This window comes from Pseudoalteromonas sp. Of7M-16 (genome assembly GCF_022347805.1).
Taxonomy (GTDB): Bacteria; Pseudomonadota; Gammaproteobacteria; order Enterobacterales; family Alteromonadaceae; genus Pseudoalteromonas; species Pseudoalteromonas luteoviolacea_F.
Genome location: NZ_JAKRFY010000066.1, coordinates 1 through 1,420 on the forward strand (window position 1 = coordinate 1; position 1,420 = coordinate 1,420).

Here is a 1,420-nt window from a genome sequence, read left to right on the forward strand (position 1 = left end):
ATGGCAAAAGAAAAGTTTGAACGTTCGAAACCGCACGTAAACGTAGGTACAATCGGCCACGTTGACCACGGTAAAACAACTCTAACTGCAGCAATCACTAACGTACTTGCAAAAGTATACGGTGGTGAAGCACGTGACTTCGCTCAAATCGATAACGCTCCAGAAGAGCGTGAGCGTGGTATCACAATCGCAACTTCACACGTAGAGTACGATACTCCAACTCGTCACTACGCACACGTTGACTGTCCTGGACACGCTGACTACGTTAAAAACATGATCACTGGTGCTGCTCAAATGGACGGCGCGATCCTAGTAGTTGCTGCAACTGACGGTCCTATGCCTCAGACTCGTGAGCACATCCTACTTTCTCGTCAGGTTGGTGTACCTTACATCATCGTATTCATGAACAAATGTGACATGGTTGACGACGAAGAGCTAATCGAGCTAGTAGAAATGGAAGTTCGTGAACTTCTTTCTGAGTACGATTTCCCAGGTGATGACCTACCACTAATCCAAGGTTCAGCTCTTAAAGCACTAGAAGGTGAGAAAGAGTGGGAAGACAAGATCGTTGAGCTTGCAGAAGCACTAGATTCTTACATCCCAGAGCCAGAGCGTGACATCGATAAGCCATTCATCATGCCTATCGAAGACGTATTCTCAATCCAGGGTCGTGGTACTGTTGTAACTGGCCGTGTTGAAGCTGGTATCATCAACGTGAACGACGAAGTTGAAATCGTAGGTATCAAAGAAACTACGAAGACAACTTGTACGGGTGTTGAAATGTTCCGTAAGCTTCTAGACGAAGGTCGTGCAGGTGAGAACATCGGTGCACTTCTACGTGGTACTAAGCGTGACGAAGTTGAGCGTGGTCAAGTACTTTCAGCTCCTGGTTCAATCCAGCCGCACACTAAGTTCACTTCAGAAGTATACGTACTTTCTAAAGATGAAGGTGGTCGTCATACTCCTTTCTTCAAAGGTTACCGTCCACAGTTCTACTTCCGTACAACTGACGTAACTGGTGACATCCAGCTACCAGACGGCGTAGAAATGGTAATGCCTGGTGACAACATCAAGATGACTGTAGAGCTAATCTGCCCAATCGCGATGGACGAAGGTCTACGTTTCGCTATCCGTGAAGGTGGCCGTACAGTTGGTGCTGGTGTTGTAGCATCAATCATCGAGTAATAGTTACACGTTAACTAATTCGATATACGAATACTTGTTTCAGGATCCATGTTTTTTGATGCTAGCTAGGTTTTAGAGGCGATTGCCTTAGCAATGGTCAAAATGGCTCACTTCACCTTGCGCAAATTGAACGTACTCGCTTCGCTCGCTGTCGTTACATTTTGCACGTTATTCACCTTGCGCAAAAGAACCGTACTCACTGCGTTCGCTGTCGTTAATACTTTGCACGATGTCA

General features: G+C 46.1%; 1 protein-coding gene. It reads left to right on the forward strand.

Annotation, left to right across the window (positions count from 1 at the left end; all coding sequences use genetic code 11):
• Positions 1-1,185: an elongation factor Tu gene (tuf, locus tag MHN81_RS27990; RefSeq protein ID WP_063359275.1), complete on the forward strand. Its 1,185-nt coding sequence runs from the start codon at positions 1-3 to the stop codon at positions 1,183-1,185.
• The last annotated feature ends 235 nt before the right edge of the window (positions 1,186-1,420 follow it).